This is a genomic window from Microbispora hainanensis (assembly GCF_036186745.1).
GTDB lineage: Bacteria > Actinomycetota > Actinomycetes > Streptosporangiales > Streptosporangiaceae > Microbispora.
This window is the reverse complement of record NZ_CP108086.1, coordinates 4108671-4131229: the sequence shown is the minus strand read 5'-3', so window position 1 is coordinate 4131229 and position 22559 is coordinate 4108671. Positions and strand designations below refer to the sequence as shown.

General features: G+C 72.6%; 23 protein-coding genes. 16 read left to right on the top strand and 7 right to left on the bottom strand.

The window, feature by feature from the left end; genetic code table 11:
• Position 1: 1 nt before the first annotated feature.
• Together OHB01_RS19360 and OHB01_RS19355 are read right to left on the bottom strand one after the other, a co-directional pair.
• Positions 2-223 carry a DUF397 domain-containing protein gene (locus OHB01_RS19360; protein ID WP_030510575.1) on the bottom strand — a complete coding sequence of 74 codons (222 nt, stop codon included), beginning with the start codon at positions 221-223 and terminating at the stop codon, positions 2-4.
• Complete coding sequence (locus tag OHB01_RS19355) at positions 220-1071, bottom strand: helix-turn-helix domain-containing protein (RefSeq protein ID WP_142647227.1); 852 nt, start codon at positions 1069-1071, stop codon at positions 220-222. The genes OHB01_RS19360 and OHB01_RS19355 overlap by 4 nt, the downstream gene beginning before the upstream one ends.
• Before the next feature lie 151 nt (positions 1072-1222).
• Here OHB01_RS19355 and OHB01_RS19350 point away from each other — a divergent pair, with 151 nt between their 5' ends.
• The 14 genes from OHB01_RS19350 to OHB01_RS19285 all read left to right on the top strand — a co-directional run bounded on the left by OHB01_RS19350 (position 1223) and on the right by OHB01_RS19285 (position 15551).
• Positions 1223-1666, top strand: coding sequence for an ATP-binding protein (locus tag OHB01_RS19350; protein WP_142624765.1), 444 nt, complete (start codon positions 1223-1225; stop codon positions 1664-1666).
• A gap of 61 nt (positions 1667-1727) precedes the next feature.
• Entirely contained in the window at positions 1728-3167 is a 1440-nt protein-coding gene (locus tag OHB01_RS19345; RefSeq protein ID WP_185948958.1) for an MFS transporter, read from the top strand.
• 121 nt (positions 3168-3288) lie between these two features.
• Entirely contained in the window at positions 3289-3420 is a 132-nt protein-coding gene (locus OHB01_RS19340) for a hypothetical protein (RefSeq protein ID WP_260617211.1), read from the top strand.
• Positions 3421-3636: 216 nt separating this feature from the next.
• Positions 3637-4476, top strand: coding sequence for an LLM class flavin-dependent oxidoreductase (locus OHB01_RS19335; RefSeq protein ID WP_328710832.1), 840 nt, complete (start codon positions 3637-3639; stop codon positions 4474-4476).
• 125 nt (positions 4477-4601) lie between these two features.
• On the top strand, positions 4602-5069 hold the full coding sequence (locus OHB01_RS19330) for a PH domain-containing protein (protein WP_260617213.1): 468 nt from the start codon (positions 4602-4604) through the stop codon (positions 5067-5069).
• The gene (locus OHB01_RS19325; RefSeq protein WP_205830115.1) at positions 5066-6643 is read left to right on the top strand and encodes a PH domain-containing protein; all 1578 of its coding nucleotides are present in this window, start codon (positions 5066-5068) and stop codon (positions 6641-6643) included. The genes OHB01_RS19330 and OHB01_RS19325 overlap by 4 nt, the downstream gene beginning before the upstream one ends.
• Before the next feature lie 42 nt (positions 6644-6685).
• Positions 6686-7699: an agmatinase gene (speB, locus tag OHB01_RS19320; RefSeq protein WP_142647231.1), complete on the top strand. Its 1014-nt coding sequence runs from the start codon at positions 6686-6688 to the stop codon at positions 7697-7699.
• A gap of 74 nt (positions 7700-7773) precedes the next feature.
• Complete coding sequence (locus OHB01_RS19315) at positions 7774-8817, top strand: hypothetical protein (RefSeq protein ID WP_205830116.1); 1044 nt, start codon at positions 7774-7776, stop codon at positions 8815-8817.
• A gap of 97 nt (positions 8818-8914) precedes the next feature.
• Positions 8915-9949, top strand: a complete 1035-nt coding sequence (locus OHB01_RS19310) for a rod shape-determining protein (RefSeq protein ID WP_168065851.1) — start codon at positions 8915-8917, stop codon at positions 9947-9949.
• 35 nt (positions 9950-9984) lie between these two features.
• Positions 9985-10758 carry a rod shape-determining protein MreC gene (gene mreC, locus OHB01_RS19305; protein WP_142647232.1) on the top strand — a complete coding sequence of 258 codons (774 nt, stop codon included), beginning with the start codon at positions 9985-9987 and terminating at the stop codon, positions 10756-10758.
• Positions 10758-11288 carry a rod shape-determining protein MreD gene (mreD, locus tag OHB01_RS19300; RefSeq protein ID WP_328855782.1) on the top strand — a complete coding sequence of 177 codons (531 nt, stop codon included), beginning with the start codon at positions 10758-10760 and terminating at the stop codon, positions 11286-11288. Before mreC ends, mreD begins: the two co-directional genes overlap by 1 nt.
• A complete protein-coding gene (gene mrdA, locus OHB01_RS19295) occupies positions 11281-13329 on the top strand; it encodes a penicillin-binding protein 2 (protein ID WP_328855781.1) in 2049 nt (682 codons plus the stop codon). The genes mreD and mrdA overlap by 8 nt, the downstream gene beginning before the upstream one ends.
• Positions 13326-14492: a rod shape-determining protein RodA gene (gene rodA / locus OHB01_RS19290; protein ID WP_147943852.1), complete on the top strand. Its 1167-nt coding sequence runs from the start codon at positions 13326-13328 to the stop codon at positions 14490-14492. The genes mrdA and rodA overlap by 4 nt, the downstream gene beginning before the upstream one ends.
• Before the next feature lie 15 nt (positions 14493-14507).
• Entirely contained in the window at positions 14508-15551 is a 1044-nt protein-coding gene (locus tag OHB01_RS19285; protein WP_142647235.1) for a DUF2293 domain-containing protein, read from the top strand.
• 27 nt (positions 15552-15578) lie between these two features.
• On the opposite strand, the gene OHB01_RS19280 is transcribed toward OHB01_RS19285, so the two are convergent.
• Both OHB01_RS19280 and OHB01_RS19275 read right to left on the bottom strand, forming a co-directional pair.
• Complete coding sequence (locus OHB01_RS19280; protein ID WP_142647236.1) at positions 15579-16481, bottom strand: serine/threonine-protein kinase; 903 nt, start codon at positions 16479-16481, stop codon at positions 15579-15581.
• A 110-nt stretch (positions 16482-16591) separates the two neighbouring features.
• Positions 16592-18718 carry an N-6 DNA methylase gene (locus OHB01_RS19275; RefSeq protein WP_142647237.1) on the bottom strand — a complete coding sequence of 709 codons (2127 nt, stop codon included), beginning with the start codon at positions 18716-18718 and terminating at the stop codon, positions 16592-16594.
• 58 nt (positions 18719-18776) lie between these two features.
• Here OHB01_RS19275 and OHB01_RS19270 point away from each other — a divergent pair, with 58 nt between their 5' ends.
• A complete protein-coding gene (locus tag OHB01_RS19270) occupies positions 18777-19511 on the top strand; it encodes a PP2C family protein-serine/threonine phosphatase (protein ID WP_142647238.1) in 735 nt (244 codons plus the stop codon).
• Positions 19512-19929: 418 nt separating this feature from the next.
• On the opposite strand, the gene OHB01_RS19265 is transcribed toward OHB01_RS19270, so the two are convergent.
• From OHB01_RS19265 to OHB01_RS19255, 3 genes are all read right to left on the bottom strand, one after another.
• Positions 19930-20160 (bottom strand): hypothetical protein, encoded by a 231-nt coding sequence (locus tag OHB01_RS19265; RefSeq protein WP_205830119.1) that lies wholly within the window; start codon positions 20158-20160, stop codon positions 19930-19932.
• An 80-nt stretch (positions 20161-20240) separates the two neighbouring features.
• Positions 20241-20981 carry an SDR family NAD(P)-dependent oxidoreductase gene (locus OHB01_RS19260; RefSeq protein ID WP_205830150.1) on the bottom strand — a complete coding sequence of 247 codons (741 nt, stop codon included), beginning with the start codon at positions 20979-20981 and terminating at the stop codon, positions 20241-20243.
• Between the two features lie 141 nt (positions 20982-21122).
• The gene (locus OHB01_RS19255) at positions 21123-21665 is read right to left on the bottom strand and encodes a CGNR zinc finger domain-containing protein (RefSeq protein ID WP_312845733.1); all 543 of its coding nucleotides are present in this window, start codon (positions 21663-21665) and stop codon (positions 21123-21125) included.
• A gap of 98 nt (positions 21666-21763) precedes the next feature.
• Between OHB01_RS19255 and OHB01_RS19250 the strand changes: the two genes are divergently transcribed.
• Positions 21764-22528, top strand: a complete 765-nt coding sequence (locus OHB01_RS19250; RefSeq protein WP_142647241.1) for a class I SAM-dependent methyltransferase — start codon at positions 21764-21766, stop codon at positions 22526-22528.
• The last annotated feature ends 31 nt before the right edge of the window (positions 22529-22559 follow it).

Genomic DNA, 22559 nt, shown 5'->3' with positions numbered 1-22559 from the left:
CTCAGGACAGGTCGAACTCCCCGCCCTTCACCCCTTCGATGAACGCCTCCCACTCCCCGGGGGTGAACATCAGCCGGGGTCCCTGGGGATCCTTCGAGTCGCGCACGGCGACGCCGTCGCGCAGGCGCGCGACCTCCACGCACTGGTTGCCGACGGTGTTCGAGCGCGCCGCCTTGCGCCAGACCGCGCAGGCCAGGTCGTCCGCCGGTACGAGTCCCCTCATCGTCCTGCCATCTCCTTCTCGACCGAGTTGATCATTTCCATGGACTTCTCCGGGCCGAGCGCGGCGGCACGAAGATGATCGAAGACCTGGACGTATCCGCGGATCTCGGCGGGGTCCTCCAGGTAGAGCTCGCCGCTCATGTTCTCCAGGAGCACGACGGCGGCGTCGCCGGGATCGGGGAAGGCCAGGATCGCCGTGGGGTTGCCCATGCCGAGGTAGGCGCCCGCGTCGAACGGCAGCACCTGCACGGTGACGTTCGGCTGGACGGCCATCTCCTGCAGCCTGCGCAGCTGCTCGGCCATCACGGCCGGCCCGCCGACGGGGCGGCGCAGCGCGGCCTCGTCGATGACGGCCCACAGCTCCAGCGGGGTCGGCCCGGTCAGGCGGCGCTGGCGCTCCATCCGGGCCGCCGCCCGGCGCTCGATCTCCGCCGGGTCCTTGACGAGGGCTGCGCCGATGACCGCGCGGGCGTAGTCCTCCGTCTGGAGCAGCCCGGGAACCAGCAGCGGCTCGTAGTTGCGCACCGACGACGCCTCGGACTCCAGCCCGACGTACGGCCCGGGCAGGACGTCGTCGTAGGCGCGCCACCATCCCCGCCGGGCGGCGTCCCTGGCCAGCGCGATCAGCGCGTCGCGTTCGGAGCCTTCGACGGCGTAGAGGTCGAGCAGGTCGCGGATGGTCCGGGCATGCGGGCGGGTGTGGCCGGTCTCGATCCGATAGACGGTGGAGGCCGCCATGCCGAGCCGTCGCGCGACCTCCTCGCGGGCGAACCCCGCTTCGCGCCGCAGCCGCGTCAGCTCGCCGGAAAGCCGACGGAGCCGGACAGTAGGGCCGCCAACTCCCCTCATGGACCGAACTCTCCCTTTCGCCGCAAAAGGAAACTATGCAATCGTGCATTCGCCATATTGCGTAGCCGTTTTGCAAAGTGCAGGATGAACGAAGTCTTGCACGGACCTCGAATCGCCATCCGCAGGCGGGTGCACAGGGAGTTATCACGGGATGACAATTCTCAACCTCACGGGGAGAATCGCGATCTCACACCCCTTCTCGGGAGACCCCTCCCGGGTGCGGGCCGCCCGGCGGTTCGTGGCGAACCGTCTCGGTGACGGCCACCCCTGCCGCGACGACGCCGTGCAACTGATCGGCGAGCTGGTCGCCGAGTCGCTGCGGCACGCCGCCTCGTGCGGGCGCCCGCCGGGGTACGGCGTGTCGGTCCTGGCCACGCCCGCCGCGGCCCGCGTCACGTTGTCGACCCAGGGCTGCGGGTGCTGGACGTCTCCCGAACTCACGCCGGGCCGCGGCGTCCACCTCGTGGACCTGTTCACCCGCCGGTGGGGCGTGTCGGCCAGCCGCACCGGGGTCTCCGTGTGGTTCGAGGTCGGGCACGACGCCGCCGTACCGCCGCCCAGAGGCGTGGAGAGCGAGAGCACGACGACGGCCTGACACGAATTTCTGGCCGGATCCGGGGTAGACGGGCGCCATATCTTCCGGAGAAGGGGACGATATGGCGCAAATAAGCACCGACATTCCCGCGCGGCTGGATCGGCTCCCCTGGGCCCGCTGGCACTGGCTCGTGCTCATCGGACTCGGCACCGTCTGGATCCTCGACGGGCTCGAAGTGACCATCGTCGGGGTCATCGGCCCCCGGATCACGAACCCGGACAGCGGGCTGGGGCTCACCGAGAGCGAGGTCGGGATCGCCGCCGGCGTGTACGTCGCGGGAGCGTGTCTCGGCGCTCTCTTCTTCGGTCACCTGACGGACCGGTTCGGGCGCAAGAAGCTCTTCCTGGTGACGCTCGCCGTCTATCTCGCCGCCACCGTGGCCACGGCGTTCTCGCACGACGCCTGGTACTTCTACCTGTGCCGGTTCTTCACCGGCGCCGGCATCGGGGGCGAGTACGCCGCGATCAACTCGGCGATCGACGAGCTCATCCCGGCCCGCGTGCGCGGCACGGTCGACCTGGTGGTGAACGGCTCCTTCTGGCTCGGCACCGCGCTCGGCGCGCTCATCGCGATCCCGGCGCTCGACACGAGCCTGCTGCCGGCCGGTCTCGGCTGGCGCCTGCTGTTCGGCCTGGGCGCCGTGCTCGGCGTGGCGATCCTGCTGGTACGCAGAACCGTGCCGGAGAGCCCGCGCTGGCTGTTCATCCACGGCCGCGGCGAAGAGGCCGAACAGATCGTGGGGGGCATCGAGAGGAAGGTCCGCGAGGAGAGCGGCAGGGCGCTCGAAGCGGCGCACGGGGAGATCAGGATCAACCAGCGGACCCACACCCCGCTGGCGGAGGTGGCGGCCACGCTGCTGCGCCGCTATCCCAAGCGCACGACCGTCGGCCTGTCGTTGTTCGTCGGCCAGGCGTTCCTCTACAACTCGATCTTCTTCACGTACGCGCTGGTGCTGTCGACGTTCTTCAAGGTGCCGGATGGCAGCACGCCCTGGTATCTCGTCCCGATCGCGATCGGGAACTTCCTCGGCCCGGTCCTGCTCGGCCGGTTCTTCGACACGGTCGGCCGCCGCACGATGATCTCGGGCACCTACGTGCTGTCGGGCCTGCTCCTGCTGGGCACCGCCGCGCTGTTCGACGCGCGCGTGCTGACCCCGATGACCCTCACGGCCTGCTGGATGGTGGTGTTCTTCTTCGCCTCTGCCGGGGCGAGCAGCGCCTACCTGACGGTCTCGGAGATCTTCCCGATGGAGACCAGGGCACTGGCGATCGCGCTGTTCTACGCCGTGGGCACCGGGCTCGGCGGCATCATCGGGCCCGTGCTGTTCGGCCGCCTGGTGGAGAGCGGGGTCGTCGGCAACGTCGTGGTCGGTTATGTCATCGGCGCCGGCCTGATGATGGCGGCCGGGCTGGTGCAGTGGTTCATGGGTGTGGAGGCCGCCCGGCGCTCGCTGGAGGACATCGCCGCGCCGCTCAGCGCCGAGCAGCGCCAGATGGTCTGACCTGGCCCATCGGTACGGCTCGCGTCTTCGAGGCGCGAGCCGCCGGGTGTCTTACTGCCCACTTGGGTATCAACCCCCTCAGATGCGCACATAAGGCGCATCATCGACATTCGGGGGAATCATGGCTGACGACGCTCAGAAGAAGAAGCCCGCGAAGTCCACCGGCAAGGCGAAGAGGATGGCCATCAAGGAAGCCCGCTCGGCGAAGCAGGCGAAGAAGGCCAACCGCCCCGCCGAGGGCGCGGGCGAGTGACGGCCGTACGGCCGGTGCCACCATGATCCGGGCCGGGCCCACCGCGGCCCGGCCCTCCTCTGTTCCCCCTGTGGGACGGGCGAACCACCCGCTCCAGGGCGCTGCCCAGCCGCTCGGCAGCCCGGCCGATTTATGCGGAGCATCCTGGTATGCACTGGTTCCCTCCGTCCTGGATACTCGAAGCCCCTAGAGTCGATCTCTCCTGGAGGGCCGCCCGTGAGGCTTGGAGTCGTCTTCGACCGCGATCTCCCGCCGGAGTCGCTCCCGTCGTTCGCCGCGGAGCTGGACGGGACGACGGTCTCCGACCTGTGGGTGGTGGAGGACCTCGGCTGGACGGGCGCGATCTCCTCGGCCGCCACGGCGCTGGCCGCGACCTCGCGGCTGCGCGTGGGCATCGGCATCACCCCGGCGCCCCTGCGCAATCCGATGCTGCTGGCGATGGAGCTGGCCAACCTGGCCCGCCTCCACCCCGGGCGGCTGGCCGCCGGGATCGGGCACGGCGTGCAGGCGTGGATGCGCCAGGTGGGCGCCGCAGCCGCGTCGCCGCTGTCGCTGCTGGAGGAGACGATCACGTCCGTACGAGCGCTGCTGCGCGGTGAGACCGTCACCCTGCACGGACGCGAGGTCGGCCTGGACGGCGTCCGCCTCGTCCATCCGCCGGCCGAGCCGCCGCCCGTGCTCGCCGGAGTGGTGAACCCGCGCTCGCTGGCCCTGTCGGGACGGGTCGCCCAGGGCACCATCCTCCCCGAGGGTTTCACCCCGGAACGGCTGCGGTCGATGATCGAGGGGATCGGCGCGACCGGAGATCATGAAGTGGTGGCGTTCGTCCATCTCTACGTCGGCGACGACGCACGCGCGGCCCTGCGGAAGGCGGCCGAGGAGCAGGCCGGGTTCCTCCAGGTCGCCCCGGAGGAGGTCGTCATGGCGGCCGGTTCGCCGGAGGAGGCGGCCACCCTGGTCAGGGCGATGTGGCAGGCGGGCGTGTCCACGGTCGCCGTCCGCCCGGTCGGCGCCGACCCGCTCTCGCACGTCCACAAGCTGCTGTCCGCCCTCTGACCCCGCCACGGGGGACATGACATTTGTCCTGGGAAAACCGGGATCGGCCTGACTACGCCATAGCGCGCGCGATCAGGCAGAGTTGAGGCGTGGACACGCCGACCCTCCGATCTCCTCAGCACCGCGTGAGCCGTACCGCCGTCTGGTATTGGGCCGCACGGGCCGCCATCGGCTGGCTGGTCATCCTGGCGGCCCAGGTCGTCTGGCTCGTGACCGACAGCGACGGGACCGGTCTGTCGGTCGCCGGCCATGTGACCGTTCTCGTGCTCACCGCCGTCGTCGCGGTGGCGCACGTCACGATCATGCCGCAATGGCGCTATCGGGTGCACCGCTGGGAGGCCACCTCCGCGGCCGTGTTCACCCAGTCGGGCTGGTTCAAGCAGGAGTGGCGCATCGCCCCGGTCTCCCGCATCCAGACCGTGGACAGCGAGCGCGGCCCGCTGGAGCAGCTCTTCCGCCTGGCCAACGTCACCGTCACCACCGCCTCCGCGGCCGGCCCGATCAAGATCGGGGGCCTCGACCGGGACACGGCCCAGCGCCTGGTCGCCGAGCTCACCGCCACCGCGCAGGCGACGGCGGGTGACGCCACGTGATCGACGTCGCCGATGCGACCCTGGCCTGGCGGCGGCTGAGCCCGCGCATGCTGGTGATCCATCCGGTCCAGGAGGTCGTGCGGGCCGCCCCGGCGCTGCTCGGCCTGCTGATCGCGGGGACGAGCAGCGGCGGGCAGGGCCACTGGTGGAGCCTCGCGGGCGTCGGCCTCATGGTCGTGCTCGGCATGCTCCGCTGGTTCACCACGACCTACCGCATCACCCCTGAGCATGTGCAGGTCCGCCGCGGCCTGGTGACCCGCAAGGTCGTGACCGTGCCCCGCGACCGGGTCCGCACGGTGGACGTCACCTCCCACGTGCTGCACCGGGTGCTCGGCCTGGCCCGGGTCGAGGTGGGAACGGGCACGTCGGAGCGCAGGCACGAGGGCCGGCTCAAGCTCGACGCGCTGAGCGCCGCCGAGGCCGCCCGCCTGCGCGTGGAGCTGCTGCACCGCGCTCCCGCCGCGGCCCCCGCCGCCTCCGCCGCGCCTGCCGTCCCCTCCGGCATGCCGGTCGTGGAGGCCGAACTCGCGCGGATGCGTCCCGAGTGGGTGAGGTTCGGGCCGTTCACGATGTCCGGGCTCGTCACCGTGGGCGTCGTCGCCGGGTTCGTGTCCCGCCTGGTCTCGGAGGGCAACGTCGATCTCGGCAAGGTCGGGCCCGTCCAGGAGACCTGGCGGTGGTTCCGGGAGATGTCGCTCCCGCTGGAGATCGCGACGGTGGTGCTCGTGCTGGTGGTGTTCGTCAGCGTCGCCTCCACGCTCGGCTACGTCCTGGCCTTCGGCCATTTCCGGCTGACCCGGCACCCCGAGGGCACCCTCCACGTGACCCGCGGGCTGCTGACCAGGAGGGCCACCACCATCGAGGAACGGCGGCTGCGCGGGGTCGAGGTCACCGAGCCACTGCTGCTGCGTGCCGTACGCGGGGCCCGCCTGTCCGCGGTGACGACCGGCCTGCGGGCGGCGCAGGGCGCCCAGCGCGGCGGATCGTTGCTGCTGCCGCCCGCGCCACGCGCGGAGGCCGTGTCGGTGGCCCGGCTCGTGCTCCCCCGTGTCTCCGGAGCCGCCTCCGCAGGCTCCGATGCCTCGCCGGTCACCACGCCCCTGATCCCCCACGGCCCAGCCGCGCTGCGCCGCAGGTTCACCCGCGCGTACGGCGTGCACGCGCTGGTGCTGGCCGTGCTGCTCGCGCTGTGGTGGTGGGCCGGGCTGCCCTCGTGGACGTGGCTCACGGCCGCCGCGCTGCTGCCGCTGACCGCCCTGCTCGCCGCCGACCGCTACCACTCGCTCGGCCACGCTCTGACGTCCGGATATCTGGTCACCCGCTGGGGCTCGTTCTCCCGTCGCCGGGTGGCGCTGGAGTGCGACGGCGTCATCGGCTGGAACATCGAGCGGTCGTTCTTCCAGCGCAGGGCCGGCCTGGCGACGCTGACGGCGACCACGGCGGCGGGCAGGCAGGGCTACCACGTGCTCGACGTGGAGCTCGCCGAGGCGCTGCGTCTGGCCGCCGCGGCCACCCCGGGCCTGCTCGATCCGTTCCTCACCGAGATGCGGCCCGTCAGCTCTGTCGGCCAATAGCATGTGGTGTCCGATAAGGCCGGTTTGATCCCAGGAGTCAGCGTGTCCCGCTACGGCCAGATGTTCGGCCCCGACATCACGTTCCTCGGCGTCGAGCGGTGCGACCTCGACGATCCGGCCGGCTACGCGGACGCCGACGTCGTCATCCTGGGCGCGCCGTTCGACGGCGGCACCTCCCACCGGCCGGGCGCACGCTTCGGCCCGAACGCCATCCGGCAGACCTGCTATCTCCCCCACGACGGCTCCCGCCCGAGCCTGGCGCTGCGGGTGGACGCCCTCAAGGACCTGCGGGTGCTGGACGCAGGAGACGTGGAGACCTACGCCGGGGACATCGAGGGCAGCCTGCGCGCGATCGAGGACGCGGTCGCCAGGATCGCGGCCTCCGGGGCGATCCCCGTCGTCCTCGGCGGCGACCACACGATCGCCCTGCCCGACGCGACCGGCGTCGCCCGCCACCACGGCTTCGGCCGGATCTCCATGCTCCACTTCGACGCCCACGCCGACACCGGCGACATCGAGTTCGGCCACCTGCACGGCCACGGGCAGCCGATGCGGCGGCTCATCGAGTCGGGGGCCATCCGGGGCGACCGCTTCCTGCAGATCGGCCTGCGCGGCTACTGGCCGGGGCCGGAGATCCTCGACTGGATGGCCGGGCAGCGCATGCGGTCGTACGAGATGACCGAGATCGTCGCCAGGGGCCTCGACGAGTGCCTCACCGAGGCGTACGCGATCGCGCTCGACGACTGCGACGGGGTCTACCTGTCGGTCGACGTGGACGTCTGCGACCCCGGCCACGCGCCGGGCACCGGCACGCCCGAGCCGGGCGGCCTGTCGGCCCGCCAGCTCCTCGACGCCGTACGCCGGACCTGTTATGAGCTGCCCGTCGTCGGCCTGGAGATCGTCGAGGTGGCCCCGCCGTACGACCACGCGGACATCACGGCCTACCTGGGCAACCGGGTCGTGCTTGAAGCGCTGTCGGCGATCGCCCGGCGGCGCAGGGACGCCGCCGACGGCACCCGCTGGGATCCGAAGCAGCCCCTCCTCGACGGCCGCTGACCCCGCTCCGGACAACCGGCGCTTGCCGCATATTTCCCCCCGCGGCCGGGAGCCGATCTGGTAGGCATGGCCGGATGAAGCGATCGAGAACCGCCGCCGTCCTGGCCGTCGCCGCCGTGCTCCCGGCGTTCCTGACCGGCTGCGCGGCGGAGGGCAACGCCACGCGCTCGGCGCGCGCGGCGGCCACGCGATCCTCGGACGGCGCCGCGACGGCGGCCGGAACGACGATCCCGGCCGTGCAGGGCGCGCGGTCCCCGGCCACCTCGCCGGATCCGGCCGGTTCCGCCGGGCGCGGCGCTGGAGCGACCAGGGACGCGTCGGCGGGCCGTCCGGTGCGGTCGCCGGTGAAGCCCGTACAGGTGCCGGCCGGGGTGACGGCGGGATACGCCGTGGTCGACGTGACCACGGGCAAGACGGTCGCCCAGAAGCAGGCGCACCACCGGTTCCGGTCGGCGTCGGTGGTGAAGATCCTCATCGCCACCGACTATCTGGAACGGCACAAGGGGAAGATCCCGGCCCGGGACATGGCGCTGCTGACGCCCATGCTCCGCGGCAGCGACGACGATGCGGCGACCGCCCTGTGGCGGCGCGGCGGCCAGGGCGAGATCGTACGGCGGATGGCGCGCAGGATCGGCCTGACCGAAACCGCCCCGCCGCCCGCCGCGAAACCCGGCTTCTGGGGCTACACGGCCATCAGCGCGGCCGACATCGCGCTCGTCTACCGGTATCTGCTGCGGCGGGCCGAGCCCCGCGTCCGCGACTTCGTCCTCGGCAACCTGCGCAAGGCGTCGCAGTGCGCCCGCGACGGCTTCGACCAGTTCTTCGGCATCCCCCGCGCCGTCCCCCGGCCCTGGGCGATCAAGCAGGGCTGGTCCGGATTCGGCGCGGTTCCTCCCGTCAAGTGCACCCGCGCGAAGGCGACGTCGTACCGTATCGGGGCGATCACAATAAGCGGCAACCCGGTTGATTTCGGCCGTCCGGTGCTCCACACTACTGGCGTGATCGGCGACCGGCTGATCATGGTGGTGCTCACCCTGCAGCCCTCGGGGGCGTCCTTCACGCAGTCGGCCCAGCGGGTGACGAAGCTGGCGAGAGACCTCTATCTCAGCGTCGCCTAGCCGTCCGGTTCGTACGGGAGGGACCGTTCTGTTTAGAGGCAGGGCCGCCGGGCAGCGATCACGCGTGCTCTCCCTCCTTTCTGAAAGCTGGTCGGCGATGGGTTTCCCGTGGGGATTGCTCGGCCGGGACATGGCGGTCGATCTCGGCACGGCCAACACGCTCGTGTACGTACGCAAGAAGGGCGTGGTCCTCGACGAGCCGTCGGTGGTGGCGGTCAACCTGCACACGGACAGGATCGTGGCGGTCGGGACGGCGGCGAAGGAGATGATCGGGCGGACCCCGCCCCACATCGCCACGCTGCGCCCGCTCAAGGACGGCGTGATCGCCGACCTCGACGCGGCCGAGCGCATGCTGCGGCACTTCATCCAGGTGGCGCACAAGAACCGCTACCTGGCCAAGCCCCGGGTCGTCGTGGCCGTGCCGAGCGGCACCACGAGCGTCGAGCAGCGGGCGGTCAGGGAGGCGGCGTACGAGGCGGGCGCCCGCCGCGTCCACATCATCGAGGAGCCGATGGCCGCGGCGATCGGCGCGGGGCTCAACGTGGGCGACACGACCGGCAACATGGTCGTGGACATCGGCGGCGGCACGACGGAGGTCGCGATCGTCTCGCTCGGCGGGGTGGTCGTGTCGAAGTCCGTGCGGGTCGGCGGCGACGAACTCGACGAGGCGATCGTCAACTACGTCAAGAAGGAACACTCCCTGATGCTCGGCGAGCGTACGGCCGAGCACGTCAAGATCAAACTGGGCAGCGCGCGGCCGGGCGGCGACGAGACCACACCGATGCCGATCCGGGGCCGCGACCTGGTGACCGGCCTGCCGAAGACCGCGACGATCAACCGCGCGCAGGTCAGGGAGGCGATCGAGGACCAGGTGCAGACGATCATCGACGCCGTGCAGAGCACGCTCGACCAGTGCCCGGCCGAGCTGGCGGGCGACCTCATCGACAACGGCATCGTGCTGACCGGCGGCGGCGCGCTGCTCGACGGGCTGGACGAGCGGCTCGAAAAGGCCATCGGCATGCCGATCAACCTCGTCGACCAGCCGCTCCAGTCGGTGGTGCTGGGCGCGGGCCGGTGCGTCGAGCGTTTCGACGAGATGCAGGACGTGTTCCTCCCCGAAACGCGTCGATGAGATCCTCCGGTCGCTCCTCCGGTCGCCGGGCGCCCGTGTTGCTCGCGCTCGTCTCCGCCGCCCTGATCGCCGCCGACACCGTCACCCCGCTCGAACCGCTGCGGGCGTTCGGGTCGGCCGTGTTCGGCGGGCTGGAGGACGCGGCGTCCGCGGGCGTCCGCTGGGCGTCGGGCGAGCACCGCCTGGCGGAGCTCGAACGCGAGAACGCCCGGCTGCGCGCCGACCTGCTCGCCGCCCGGCGCACGACCCCGTCCCCCGCCCAGGCGGACGGCTACCAGGTCGTGCCGGCCCACGTCATCGGCTTCGGCCGGGACGGCACGGTCACCGTCGACACCGGCTCGGAGGCCGGCGTGACCCGCGACATGACCGTGTTCGACGGCGACGGGCTGGTCGGCCGGATCCTGCGCTCCGGCCCCGGCACGGCGACGGTGCAGCTCGCCACGGCCTCGGGCGCCTCGATCGGGGCCCGATTGGAGGGCTCGCGTGAGGTGGGCCTGGTGACGGGCGTCCCCGAGCACGGGCTGCTGCGGCTGAGCCTGCTCAACGCCTCCGCCGAGGTGAAGCCCGGCGACCGGGTGGTGACGCTGGGCTCGCGCGACATGCGGCCGTACGTGCCGGACGTGCCGATCGGCACGGTGGTCACGGTCGAGCCCGCGCCGGACGCGCTGACCAGGACGGCGCTGGTGCGGCCCTTCGTCCGCTTCACCGCGCTCGACCTCGTCACCGTGGTGCTGGGGCCGCTGCCGGACGCCGCGGCCGTGGACGCGCCGGTCGGCCGGGGCGCAGACGCCGCGAAGAAGGGGGCGTGATGAAGGCGGTCGTCGCGTGCGTGCTCGTCGTCCTCGTCGCGCCGGTGCTCCAGGTCGCCGTGGTCAACGGTCTGTCACTGCCCGGCGGCGGGCCCGACGTCGTGCTGGTCGCCGTCGTCGCGCTCGCGCCGCTGCTGCGCCCGGGAGCGGGAGCGTTCCTGGGGTTCGCCGCGGGCCTGGCCGCCGACGTCGCGCCGCCCGCCGACCACACCATCGGACGGCTCGCCCTGGTCATGTGCCTGGCCGGGTGGGTGTGCGCGCGGATCACCGCGGACGGCTCGGCCGGGCGGCGCGCCGCCGTCGCCGCCGCCGTGGCCCTGGGCACGACGCTCGCCGGTGGCGTGCTCGCGGCCCTGCTCGACGGCACGCCGTGGGGCACGGCCCTCGCGCCCGGCGCCGTCGCCTGGACCGCCGGACTGGCCGCGTTCATGGCGGCGGCGCTCGCCCTGCTGCCCCGTCGCCGGTCGTTCGGGCGGGTGCCCAGAGACTCCTCACGCGATCGGTACGGCCGGGGGAGGCGGCTTGCGTAGGACCGTCCACCGGGGCCGCCTCACGCTCGTGTTCGTCGTGGTGACCGCGCTCATGCTGACCCTGCTCGGCCGCCTGTGGTATCTGCAGATCGTCACCGGCCCGTCGTACGCCAGAGCGGCCACGGAGACGCGGGTCCGCTCGGTCGTCCTGCCGCCGGTGCGGGGGCGGATCCTCGACGTACGCGGCCGGCCGCTGGTGGCCAACGAGACCAAACCGCAGGTGTCGGTGGACTACATGGCCCTCATCCACCAGCCCGACGGCGGGAAGGACGTGCTGACCCGGCTCGCCCGGGCCCTGGGCCGCCCCTACCAGGAGATCGCCGACCGTGCCCGGCTGTGCGCCGCGGACGTGCCCCGGCCGTGCTGGCCCGGCTCGCCGTACCAGCCGATCGTGGTCACGGACGACGTGAGCGTGCGCACGGCGCTGTGGATCGCGGAGCGGCAGGACGAGTTCCCCGGCGTCAGCACGGCGTTGCGGCCGGTCAGGACCTATCCCCTCGGCTCGGCCGCGGCGCACGTGCTCGGCTATCTGCAGCCGCCCTCCCCCGACGACCCCGAGGGAGGCCCGGAGCTGATCGGCCGCGACGGCCTCGAAGCGCAGTATGACCGCGAGCTGGCCGGGCGCACCGGGATCAGGCAGGTGGCGGTGGACAGCACGGGCACGGTCACCGGCCTGATCCGCGAGGAGGCCGCCGTGGCCGGAGACACGCTGGTGACCAGCATCGACGCGCGCATCCAGGAGGTGGCCGAGCGGGCGCTGACCCGGGCGGTGACCGCCGCGCGCAAGCGGGGCGAGCCCGCCGACAGCGGCGCGGCGGTGGTGCTGGAGGCGAAGACCGGGCGGGTGACGGCGATCGCCGACTATCCCACCTACGACCCGAGCGTGTGGACCGGTGGCATCTCGCAGCGCGACTACGAGGGCCTGCCACTGGTCAGCGCGGCCGTGCAGGGGCAGTGGCCGCCGGGCTCCACCTGGAAGGTGACCTCGACGGCCGCGGCGGCGAAGGCGGGCTACCCGCTGCGAGGCTCCTACGACTGCCCGGGCGGCTACACGATCGGCGGCCGGGTGTTCCACAACTTCGAAAGCGCCGCACTCGGCCGGATGGACATGCACCGGGCGCTGGTGGTGTCATGCGACACGATCTTCTACCGGTTCGCCGACCGGATGTGGCGGCGCGACGGCGGCCTCAAGCCGGTCGAACACCCCAAGGACCCGATGCAGAAGATGGCGAGGGAGTTCGGGTTCGGCACGCCCACCGGCATCGATCTGCCGCACGAGGCGTCGGGACGGGTGCCCGACCGCGCCTGGAAGAAGGCCAACTGGGAGCGGACCAAGGCGGACTCCTGCCGCCGCGCCAAGACCGGCTATCCGGAGATGTCCGACCGCAAGCGGGCGGCCTACCTCAAGGCGCTCGCCACGGACAACTGCCGCTCCGGCGGGGTGTGGTGGGCGGGCGACGCCGCCAACTTCTCGATCGGCCAGGGCGACGTGCTGGTGACGCCGCTCCAGCTCGCCCGGGGATACGCCGCGCTCGCCAACGGCGGCACGGTCTTCAGCCCCAGGATCGGCAAGCAGCTCGTGGGCCCCGACGGCACCGTGGTCCGCACGATCACCCCGCCCGTCGTGGGAAAGATCGACGCCTCGCGCAAAACGCTGCGGTTCATCCGCGACGCGCTCGCCGAGGTGCCGCGCACCGGTACGGCCGCGGGCGCCTTCAAGGGCTACTCCTTCAAGCGGCTGCCCGTGGCTGGGAAGACCGGCACCGCCGAGGCGTACGGCAGGCAGGACACCTCGTGGTTCGCCTCCTTCGGCCCGGTGAAGAAGCCCAAATATGTGGTCGTGGTCGTCGTCTCGCAGGGCGGCACGGGCGGGACCACCGCGGCCCCCGCCGCCAGGGAGATCTGGGAGGGCATCGCCGCCCTCACCCACGACGGCGAGAAGAAGCACGACACGAAGAAGCACACCAAGGAAAGCGGCAAGGGGACGCGGGCCGCCTCCCTGTCGCCGGTCGCGTTCTCCAGGGCGGGTGGCGCGCGGTGACGACACTCGGTCCCTTGTCCGTACGGCTGCCGTCGCGCCGGGCGACCAGGCGCAGGTCGTGGGCACGACTCGCGGTCTTCCCCGCCTGGGGCCTGGTGCTGCCCGCGGCCGCGTTGTCGGCGATCGGGCTGCTGCTCGTGTGGTCGGCCACCCGCAACGACCCCGGCTCGACGCTCCTGCAGCGGCAGGCGCTCAGCGTGGGCATCGGATTCGCGCTCCTGTGGGCCGTCTCGCGGATCGACCTGCGGATGCTGCGGGCCTACGTCCCGGTGCTGTACCTGCTCGGGCTGGCCGGGCTGATCGCCGTGCTGACCCCACTGGGCCGTACGGTCAACGGCTCGCACGCCTGGATCGTGCTCGGCGACGGGCTGCAGTTCCAGCCGTCCGAGTTCGCCAAGGCGGCCACGGTGCTGGCTCTGGCGACGGCGCTGGGCGAGCCGCGCGACGGCGAGCGCAGGCCGGGCGCCGGGGCCGTGCTGCTCGCCCTCGGCCTGGCCGCGCTGCCGGTCGGGCTGATCGCGCTGCAGCCCGACTATGGCACCGCGCTCGTCTTCCTCGTGCTGACCACCGGGACGATCGTGGTGTCCGGCGCGCCCAAGAGGTGGTTCGCGGCGTTCGCCGCCGCCGGGGCCGCCGGTGTTCTCCTGGTGTGGCGACTCGACCTGATCCGGCCCTACCAGCTCCAGCGCCTGATGGTGCTGGCCGACCCGGACGCCGACCCGATGGGCATGGGCTACAACGCCACCCAGGCCAGGATCGCGATCGGTTCGGGGGGCCTGCTCGGCAAGGGCCTGTTCCACGGCGAGCAGACGGCGGGCCACTTCGTGCCCGAGCAGCACACCGACTTCATCTTCACGGTCGCGGGCGAGGAGCTCGGCTTCGTCGGCGCGGCCTGCGTGATCCTGCTGATGCTCGCCCTGCTGTGGCGCGGCCTGTGGATCGCGGCCAAGAGCCCCACGCCGTTCGGGACGGCGGTGGCCGGCGGTGTGGTGTGCTGGCTGGCGTTCCAGACGTTCGTGAACATCGGGATGACCATGGGCCTGCTGCCGGTCGCGGGGCTGCCCCTGCCGTTCGTGTCGTACGGCGGGTCGGCCACCATCTCCAGCCTGGCGGCCGTGGGGCTGCTGGCCGCCGTGAACCGGCGTACGCGCACCCCGGCATAGGGCAGTCTTGGAGGAATGCGCAGCAAGCTCGGCGGACGGGTCGCCCAGGCGGCGGAGATCGCCCTGGCCACCCGCAAGTACGTGACCCCGATCGACGTGCTCACCGGCCTGCGGTGGCTGCACGACCGCCACGTGGAGACCTGGCGGCAGGGCCGCACCGGCAACCTGGAAGAGCTGGCCGCCGTGGACGCCGGCCGGATGGCGGAGGCGCTGTCGCATCTGCGCGCGTGGGCCCTGTCGAGGAACCTGCTGGAGAGCGAGGCGACATACACGGCGGGCACCCGCGACCGGCGGCCGCTGCGCTTCACGGCGGCGGGCGACGACGACCTGGAGCGCGCCTTCCGCGTCCACTGGCTGTCTCCGGAGCTGAGCGAGGCACGGCGGCGGCAGATCACCGACCGGCAGAGCAAGGCCCCCGACCTCGTGGCCGTGGCGCCGCTGGACGCGTGGACGTGCGCCGGGTGCGGGGACACCGGGCCTTACCTGATCATGGAGGATGATCAGCCGCACTGCCTGACCTGCGCCGACATGGACCACTTGTGCTTCCTCCCGGCGGGGAACGCGGCGCTGAGCCGCCGCGCCAAGAAGGAGAGCGGGTTGTCGGCGGTGGTGGTCCGCTTCAACCGGCGGCGCAAGCGATACGAACGGCTCGGCGTGCTGGTCGAGGAGGACGCGCTGACGCGGGCCGAGGAGCAGTGCCTTGCCGACGAGGAGGCGCGGCTGCGCCGCCGCGAGCGCGACCGTGAGCGCCGGGCCGATGAGGACGCCGAGTTCCAGACCCGGATGGCGGAGCGGATCCGCCGCCTGTTCCCCCGCTGCCCGGCCGAACGGGCCGAGGCCATCGCTGCGCACGCCGCCGTACGCGGGAGCGGGCGGGTGGGCCGCACCGCCGCCGCCCGGGCGCTGGACGAGAACGCCATCACGCTCGCCGTGATCGCAAGCGTGCGCCACCTGGACACCGACTACGACGAGCTGCTGATGGCCGGAGTGCCGAGGATGACGGCCCGCGAGCGGATCCGCCCCCGGGTCGAGGAGGTCCTCGCCGCCTGGCGCGGCTGAGCGCTCCCGGCCGACCTTGAACGGACCTCAGCGGACGCGGCCGACCATCTGGGCGTACATGCGCCCGGGGCTGGGGACCGACGACGGATTGAGGAAGCCGGGCAGCGGGGGCAGGTCGACCGCGAACGGCTGCAGCCGCTCGAACAGCGTGTGCGCGTCGGGCGGCCGCTTGTCGGGGTCCTTCTCCAGCAGCTCGGCGATGAGGCCGTCGAGCTCGGCGGGAACCCCCGGCACCCGGGGCGGCTGCTCCTTCACCTGCTTGTCGAACACGGCATATTCCGTGGGCCCGGTGAACAACTGGTCGCCGGTCAGCATCTCGTGCAGCACGCACCCGAGGGAGTACAGGTCGCTCTTCGGCCCGGCGACGCCCCGCTGGATCTGCTCGGGCGACATGTACGCCGGGGTACCGAGGATCTGCCCGATCCGGGTGAACTGCGCCGTCCGCCCCGCGACGTCCGTCTCACGCAACATGGCGAGCCCGAAGTCGAGCAGCTTCACGCTGCCGTCCGGGCAGAGCATGAGATTGGTCGGCTTGAGGTCCCGGTGGCAGATCGACAGCTCGTGCGCGGCGGTCAGCACGGCGCACGCCTGCGCGGCGATGGCCGCGGCCCACGGCACCGGCAGCGGGCCGTGCTCGCTCAGCAGGTCGGCGACCGTCACACCCTCGATGAACTGCATGACCTGGAAGAGCCGCTGCTCGTAGGTGCCGAAGTCGTAGAGCACGGGCGCGCCCGGGTGATCGAGCTTCGCGAGGATCCGCGCCTCGCGGATGAACCGGCGCTGCAACTCCTCGTCGGGGCCGTCGGGCAGCCGCAGGAACTTCACCGCCACCTTGCGGTCGAGCCGCCGGTCATGCCCGCCGTATACGGCGCCCATGCCGCCCTGCCCCAGAGGGAGGTCGTCCAGCTCATACCGGTCGCCGATGACCATGCGCCCCTCCCGTCGGCCTTTCGGGGAAAAAGCTACCGGATCCGTCCGTGATGCTCGGGCTCGGTGACGGGGTGAACAGGACTCTCTCCCCGGGGGAGCCGGCCGCCGCGTCACCCACGGGGACGGAGGCGTCCGTCGATCAGGCCCTCGACGCCGAGCCGCGTGAACGCCTCGCCCGCCGCGGCCACCTCGCGCAGCCCGTCCTCCAGCGCGAGCAGCCGCCGGAAGGCCGTGCCGTACGTCCGCTGGACGGCCAGGGGAAGCTGGGGCACGCGGGCCCGGCGGGCCTCCACCCGGCTGCTGCCGAGGTGGGGCCGGCCGCCGCCCGCGGCGTAGCGCAGGAACCCTGCGAGGAACTCGGGATCCACCTTGCCGGGATCGACGCGGAAAAGGCTGAGATGGGGGCCGAGGACCGCCCCCTCCCCCACGACCACCCGGGCGGTGACGGCCGACGCGACGACGTCGCCCTGCCGTACGGCGAGCAGGCCGGAAGCGCGCGGAATCCGCCGCGACGGCGCCGTCCCTGCCGCGATGTCGTCGGCCGTCAGCACCGGCACTCCGCCCTCGGGTGCTCCCTCCTCGGCCGCCCCGCGACCGGGAACATCGGGAACGTCGGCGGGCAGCGCCCGCATCGTCGAGTGCCTGATGGTGACCAGCCCGGATCTGGCCATCTCGGCCACCGTCGCCCACGACGCGTCCCAGCCCGCGGCGCCGCCGGTGAGCACCTCCAGGTCGGGCATGTCGTCGGCCAGCGCCGCGACCGCCTCCCGGAAGCGCGCGCCGGCCGCGGGAAAGCCCCGTGTGTCGACCCGGGGCGACAGGTGCCGCGCGGGGCTCACGTCCACCTCGTCGTCGAGGATGTCGATGATCCTGACCGTGCGGCAGCCGGGCGGCAGCTCGGTCTGCGCGAGGTGGGCCCGCCAGGCCGCTTCGACGGACGCCGGGTCGTCTCCCGCGTCGGCCACGAGGATCGCGCCGGGCTGGCGTTCCCCGGGCTCGGGGCGGCGCAGCAGCCACAGGTCGGGGCCGCCGGGCATCAGTGTGAGGACCGCGCGCAGCGCGCCCGTCCGTAGGAGGTTCGCCCGGATGCGGCGTCCCGGGCGGCGGCTCGCCGCGGCGCCCGGCATCAGGATGGCCACCAGCCCGCCGGGCCGCACGTGGGCGAGGCAGTGCTGCACCCAGGCCAGCTCCGACTCGCCGCGCGGGGGCATGCCGTACTGCCAGCGCGGATCGCCGACGAGGTCTTCGTGGCCCCACGCCCGCTCGTTGAACGGGGGGTCGCACACGACCGCGTCCGCGAGCACGTCCTGCGGCGGGTCGGGCGGGAACGCGTCGTGCCGCAGCGCGTCTCCCGGGACGACCCGGGCGTCCCGCCCGCGCAGCAGCAGCCGCAGTGCCGCGAGCAGCGCGACCGTCTCGTTGGCGTCCTGGCCGAGCAGCCGCACGTCGCCCTGCGCCGCCGTGGCCCCGGCTGCCCCGGCTGCCCCGATGGCCCCGGCGGTCTCGTTGGCTCCGTTGGCTCCGGCCGCCAGCAGGAGCGTGCCCATGCCGCACGCGGGGTCGAGCACCGTGCGCGCCCCAGGGCAGGCCAGCCGGGTCATCAGTGCGGCCACGTCGGGACGGGTCAGCGCCAGCCTGCGGCTGTGCGCCTCGGCGTACCGCTCGCAGAGGAACTCGAACGCGCCGGCCGCACCGCTCCGCTCGGCCATCCCGGCGACGAGCCGGAGCAGGCCGGGCTCGACCTGCGACACGTCCCCGGGTCGCGGGGGCAGGTCGGCGGTCGCCTCCGCCACCGCACGCGGGAGCCGTACGGCGAGGTCGGGGGCGGCGGACAGCAGCTTCCAGCCGTCGGGGTCGCGGAGCGTGTAGAGCAGGAACGCCCCGACCTCCCCCAGCACCTCGCCCAGGCGCAGGTCGTCGGCCGACGCGCGCAGCCGCTGCCAGACACGGTCGCCCTGCGACACCTCGAACGACTTGCCGTTCCTGCGCAGCCACGCCTCCACCTCGGGAAGCGAGAAAAGCGGGCTGGAGGCGGTACCTCCGACCGGCTGGGGGAAGTCCTCGTAGCGGCGGCGCCAGTTGCTGACCGCGGCCCTGCCGACGTCGGCGAGCCGGGCGATGTCGCCCGCGTTCACGGTCGCTTCGACCGCCGCCTCGACGGCGGCCTCGAGCGGGCTCGCGGCGGCCGGGCGCGCGGTCGTGTCCGCCGTGGTGTCCGCCTGGGCGTCGTGGCTCATGAACAGGAGCCTAGCACTGTGCTTGTGAAGTGACTCAACCAATGGTTTACTCAAAACCATGACGCACAACCGTATTCGGTACGCCGCGGGGTCGGACGTCGGGCGCTCGCGTGCCAACAACGAAGATTCGGTGCACGCCGGCGAGCGCCTGCTCGCCATCGCCGACGGGATGGGCGGACACGGACACGGCGAGGTCGCCAGCGCGGCCGTCATCTCCACACTGGCCAAGCTGGAGGACGGTCCGGCTCCCGCCGACGTCGCCGCCGCCCTCGCGGACGCCGTACGGGAGGCGGGGCAGCACCTGGGCGACCTCGCCGCGCAGGACCCGGCGCTTGAGCGGATGGGCACCACGATCACCGCGATGCTGTGGGACGGCCACGGGAAGTTCGCCCTGGCCCACGTGGGCGACTCACGGGCGTACATGCTGCGCGACGGCGCGCTCTACCAGATCACGCGCGACCACACGCTGGTGCAGTCGCTGGTGGACGACGGGCGCATGAGCCCCGACCAGGCCGCCCGCCATCCGCGCCGCTCCCTGCTGCTGCGGGCGCTGGAGACCAGCGGCCTGGCCGAGCCCGACCTGTCGCTGCGCGAGGCCTACCCGGGCGACCGCTACCTGCTGTGCTCCGACGGGCTCACCTCCGTGCTCGAACCCGAGGCGCTGCACCACGTGCTCACCACCGTGGCCGATCCGCAGGAGACGGTCACCCGGCTCATCGAGCTGGCCAACGAGGGCGGCGGCCCCGACAACATCTCCTGCGTCGTCGCCGACGTCGAAGCCCCCGACGCCTGAAATCTCATCCGCCCGCACCGCGAGAGCGCACCTGTTCGCCTTCGAGATTCCGCAGAAACTTGTACATGCCCGACGATGGGTTGTCGTGCGGAAAGACCGTGCCATTTTCGGCGTGACGCGCGTCAAGGCGCTCCGCGTAGCGGGCGGCATTCATCCGCAGCGGCACTCATCGATCTCCGGATCGCTCGCGCATTCCACGGCCTTCCTGACCAGCGTGACCGGCACGCCTTGTCCGGGATGAATCTGTATGTTCAGCGCGGTGTTGCCTGCTACGTGCGGCAGTCGCTTCAGGCCGTTGATGTAGTCGGGTTCCGAGCTCCGGCCCTCACAGAAGACCATGATCGTGCGAAGCTCGGGGCGATTCCCGGCGGTCCTCTTCAGCGGCCTTCCGCCTCTCTTCGTCGTCCGTTGGGAGCCATCAGCCGATCAACCCGAGCGCACGCAGGAGGGGGGTCTGATCCACGTGCGGGAGAGCACCGAACCTGCCGTGGAGGTAGGCGTTCTCCAGGTTCTGCGACTTGCGCACGCGCTCTCCGGCGAAGTCGGCAAGCGCGCCGAGGCGGGCCGAGCCGTCGGCGCGTTTTTCGGTCAGCCAGACCTCATCGAGATCGGGGGTGTACGTGCAGGCATGCCGCGCGCAGACCTTCACACGTGAGGACCATCATGCGAGTCGCGGCCCGCTGCCCGCGGCCCGATCACGTGGCCGGGCCGCTAGGGCCCGGACTGGGGTCAGACGGCCCAGCCGCCGTCCACGTTGATCGTCGCTCCGGTGATGTGGCGCCCGCCGTCGCCCGCCAAATGGGCCACGGTCTCGGCGATGTCGCCCGGCTCCGCGTAGCGGCCGAGGACCGTCAGGCCCCGGATCGTGTCCGCCATGGGGCTGTCCGCCGGGTTCGAGGCGGTGTCGGTCGGGCCGGGGTTGACGAGGTTGACCGTGATGCCGCGCGGCCCGAGGTCGCGGGCGAGCCCCTTGGTCATTCCGGTCATGGCCGTCTTGCTCATCGCGTAGAGGGCGAAGCCCGGGAAGACGGCCCGCTCGGCCACGTTGCTGCCGATGGTGATGATCCGGCCGCCCTCGGACATGTGCCCCGCCGCCGCCCGCGCGGCCAGGAACGGCCCGCGCACGTTGGCTGCGAGCGTACGGTCGACCTCCTCCGGTCCGAGGTCCTCGATGGGCGCGACGTGGAAGACCGCCGCGTTGTTCACGAGGACGTCGAGCCGGCCGAACTCCGCGGCGGCCTCGTCCACGGCCGCGGTGACCGCCGCCGCGTCGCCGTTGTCGGCGCGGATGACCAGTGTCCGCCTGCCCATCCCCTTCACCTTCTCGGCCACGGCGGCAGCGCTGTCCTCGTCTCGCTCGTAGGTCAGCGCCACGTCCGCGCCGCGCTCGGCCAGCCTGAGTGCGACCGCCGCGCCGATCCCCCTGCCACCCCCGGTGACCAGGGCCGCCTTGCCGTTCATGTCGTTCATCTCGTTCATGGGATCGAGCATGGCGGTGGCGCCGCCGGGAGGTCCGGCGGCGATCGGACCTCGCGTTCCGCCCGCTCCAGCCCGGCGTACAGCGCGGCGGACAGCGCGGCGGACAGCGCGATGGAAAGGGCGGCGGAGCGGTCAGGCGCCGCGCGCCCGGAAGGCGGCCGTCTTGACCCGGTTCTGGCAGGCCGTGGAGCAGAAGCGGCGGGTGCCGTTGCGGGAGGTGTCCACATACACGCGGTCGCAGTGCGGCGCGGTGCACACGCCGAGCCGGTCGTGCAGCTCGCTGCCGAGCACCACGGCCAGGCCGGTCGCGCAACCGGCCGCGTAGTTGCCGGCCAGGGTGCCGCCCGCGCCGTGGAAGTGCAGGTGCCAGGGCTCCCCGTCGTGCCGGTCGAGGTGCGGGCGGGCGTCCGTCTCGGCCAGCAGTCCGTTCACGGCGAGCGCCGCCGCGTCCACGTCGCCACGCGTCACGGCCTCGAACACACCACGCAGCCGCCCCGCGATCTCCGTGAGCGCGTCCGCCTCCGCCTCGGAGACCTCGGGCGCCCGCCTGTCGCCGGTCGCGAGCACGTCGCCGACCGCGGCGGCCCGCGCCTCACCCGTCGGAAGCGCGTACGGCCGGCCCCGCGCCTCCCCCTCGGTCAGCGCGTTGACGAGGCCGACCGCGATGCCCACCACGGCATCAGTGTGACTGTTGAAGTTCACTTGACCAGTTACGCCCTTGCCTTCTACGTTGTAACTGCCGAAATGATACACGCCAGTTACAAGGAGACGGCATGATCACAACCGACGTGGCCACCCGGTGGATCGACCGTTGGGACCGCCAGCAGGAGGGCTACCTTCCCGACCGGGAGGAGCGCTTCACCGCGCTGATCGACGCCGTCGAGGCGGGCGCCGGCCGTCCGGACCCCCTGGTGATCGACCTCGGCTGCGGCCCCGGCTCGCTCTCGGCCCGCCTGCTCGACCGTCTTCCCCGCGCCACGGTCGTCGCGGTCGACGCCGATCCTCTCTTACTGTCGCTCGCCCGGGCGGCGTACGGCGACCGTGACGGCCTGCGCCTCGCCGACCTGGACCTGCGCGAGCCGGGATGGGGTGAGGCGCTCGGCCTCGACCGCCCGGCGGACGCGGCGGTGAGCACGACCGCGTTGCACTGGCTGGCCGAGCCCCATCTGCGAGCCGTGTACGCCGAGCTCGCGACCGTGCTGCGGCCGGGCGGGCTGTTCCTCAACGGCGACCACTTCAGCTCCGAGGACACCTCGCCGACGCTGGCGCGGCTGGAGCGGGCCGTGCACGAGAGCGAGGAGCGGCGGCGCTTCACCGACGGCCGTCCCGAGGACTGGCGTCAGTGGTGGGACGCGATCGCCGCCGACCCCGAGCTCGCCGGTGTCGCGGCGCCCCGGCCGGCCACCGCGGCACACCACGGCTCGGAGTCGCTCCATCTGTCCACCCATGTCGAGGCCCTGCGGGCGGCGGGCTTCGCCGAGATCGGGACGCTGTGGCAGCGCGGCGACAACCGCCTGCTCTGCGCCGTGCGTCCGTAATCCTCCCGGCCCGCGCCATCCTCTCCGTCGG

Excerpts from the sequence above, each read along its gene's own strand:
- OHB01_RS19360 (WP_030510575.1), bottom strand. The coding sequence starts at position 223 with ATGAGGGGACTCGTACCGGCGGACGACCTGGCCTGCGCGGTCTGGCGC.
- OHB01_RS19355 (WP_142647227.1), bottom strand. The coding sequence starts at position 1,071 with ATGAGGGGAGTTGGCGGCCCTACTGTCCGGCTCCGTCGGCTTTCCGGC.
- OHB01_RS19350 (WP_142624765.1), top strand. The coding sequence starts at position 1,223 with ATGACAATTCTCAACCTCACGGGGAGAATCGCGATCTCACACCCCTTC.
- OHB01_RS19345 (WP_185948958.1), top strand. The coding sequence starts at position 1,728 with ATGGCGCAAATAAGCACCGACATTCCCGCGCGGCTGGATCGGCTCCCC.
- OHB01_RS19340 (WP_260617211.1), top strand. The coding sequence starts at position 3,289 with ATGGCTGACGACGCTCAGAAGAAGAAGCCCGCGAAGTCCACCGGCAAG.
- OHB01_RS19315 (WP_205830116.1), top strand. The coding sequence starts at position 7,774 with ATGAAGCGATCGAGAACCGCCGCCGTCCTGGCCGTCGCCGCCGTGCTC.
- OHB01_RS19310 (WP_168065851.1), top strand. The coding sequence starts at position 8,915 with ATGGGTTTCCCGTGGGGATTGCTCGGCCGGGACATGGCGGTCGATCTC.
- mreD (WP_328855782.1), top strand. The coding sequence starts at position 10,758 with ATGAAGGCGGTCGTCGCGTGCGTGCTCGTCGTCCTCGTCGCGCCGGTG.
- OHB01_RS19285 (WP_142647235.1), top strand. The coding sequence starts at position 14,508 with ATGCGCAGCAAGCTCGGCGGACGGGTCGCCCAGGCGGCGGAGATCGCC.
- OHB01_RS19280 (WP_142647236.1), bottom strand. The coding sequence starts at position 16,481 with ATGGTCATCGGCGACCGGTATGAGCTGGACGACCTCCCTCTGGGGCAG.
- OHB01_RS19275 (WP_142647237.1), bottom strand. The coding sequence starts at position 18,718 with ATGAGCCACGACGCCCAGGCGGACACCACGGCGGACACGACCGCGCGC.
- OHB01_RS19270 (WP_142647238.1), top strand. The coding sequence starts at position 18,777 with ATGACGCACAACCGTATTCGGTACGCCGCGGGGTCGGACGTCGGGCGC.
- OHB01_RS19260 (WP_205830150.1), bottom strand. The coding sequence starts at position 20,981 with ATGAACGACATGAACGGCAAGGCGGCCCTGGTCACCGGGGGTGGCAGG.
- OHB01_RS19250 (WP_142647241.1), top strand. The coding sequence starts at position 21,764 with ATGATCACAACCGACGTGGCCACCCGGTGGATCGACCGTTGGGACCGC.